The 1,575-nt window shown below is 64.5% G+C and carries 1 protein-coding gene; it reads right to left on the bottom strand.

The window, feature by feature from the left end; genetic code table 11:
• A partial coding sequence (locus tag AC1VAN_RS21475; RefSeq protein WP_480986704.1) for a prolyl oligopeptidase family serine peptidase occupies positions 1-1,575 on the bottom strand: 1,575 nt, incomplete at both ends.

Below are 1,575 nucleotides of genomic sequence, written 5' to 3'. Positions count from 1 at the left end.
GTGCGGACATGTGCGCGGCCTGCGCGTTGTTGGCTGCACCGCCATGACCGCCTTCGATGTTCTCGTAGTAGGTCACGTCCTTGCCGGCATCGATCATCTTCGCGGCCATCTTGCGGGCGTGGCCCGGATGCACGCGGTCATCGCGGGTGGAGGTGGTGAACAGCACCGGCGGGTAGCTCTTCTTCGCGTCGAACAGGTGGTACGGCGAGAAGGTCTTGATGAACTCCCAGTCGCTGGTGTCCGGGTTGCCGTACTCGGCCATCCACGAGGCGCCGGCCAGCAGGTGGCTGTAACGCTTCATGTCCAGCAGCGGAACCTGCACCACCACCGCACCGAACAGCTCCGGGTACTGGGTCAGCATGTTGCCGGTGAGCAGGCCACCGTTGCTGCCGCCCTGCACGCCCAGGTGCTTGGCAGAAGTGATCCTGCGGGTGACCAGGTCCTGGGCAACCGCGGCCATGTCTTCATAGGCCTTGTGACGGTTCTGCTTCAGCGCCGCCTGGTGCCAGCGCGGGCCGTACTCGCCACCACCACGGATGTTGGCGACCACGTACACGCCGCCCTTCTCCAGCCAGGCGCGGCCCATGCCGCCCGAGTACGACGGGGTCAGCGAAATCTCGAAACCACCGTAGCCGTACAACAGGGTCGGGTTGGAGCCGTCAAGCTTCATCGCCTTGTCGTGCACCACGAAGTACGGCACGCGGGTACCGTCCTTGCTGGTGGCGAAATGCTGCTCGATCACCTTGCCGTCGGCATCGAAGAACGCCGGCATGGTCTTGAGCACTTCCGGTGCCTTGCCGATGTCGGCGATGGCCAGGGTGGTCGGGGTCAGGTAATCGGTGGCGGTCAGCCACACCGCATCGCTGTCATTGCTGTCGACCGCACTGACGCCCAAGGTGCCGAAGGCCGGCGCGCCGACGAAATCGCTCTTCTGCCAGCCCTTGGCGGTCGGAGTCAGCACCGACAGGCGGTTCTTGACGTCGTCCAGCACGTTCAGCACCAGGTGGTTCTTGGTCCACGAGGCACTGGCCAGCGAGGTGGTCGCGGTCGGGGTGAACAGCACCTCGAAGTCACGCTTGCCGGCCAGGAAATCATCCAGCTTGGTCACCAGCAGTGCGCCGGAGGCGTAGGTCTTGCCACCCACGGTCCACGGATCGCGCAGTTCCAGGGTCAGCCACTGCTTGTGCAGGCCCTTCTCGGCCGAGTTCGGCGCATCGATCCTGGTCAGCTTGCCATCGTCGCCGCGCAGGTAGATCTCGTTGTTGTAGAAAGCCAGCGTACGGCTGACCAGGTTGCGCTCGAAGCCCGGGGTGTCATCGTGCATCGCCGCGATGTACATGTCTTCCGGCTTGCCTTCGTAGACCACGCTGGCGGCGGACATAGGCGTGCCACGCTTCCACAGCTTGGCCACGCGCGGGTAACCGGAGGTGGTCATCGAGCCGCTGCCGAAATCGGTGTAGACGAACACGGTGTCGGCGGACATAGGCGTGCCACGCTTCCACAGCTTGGCCACGCGCGGGTAACCGGAGGTGGTCATCGAGCCGCTGCCGAAATCGGTGTAGACGAACACGGTGT

This window comes from Stenotrophomonas sp. 05L44_2, from assembly GCF_056665995.1.
The sequence above is the reverse complement of the archived record's forward strand: the minus strand, read 5'-3'. Positions and strand labels throughout refer to the sequence as shown.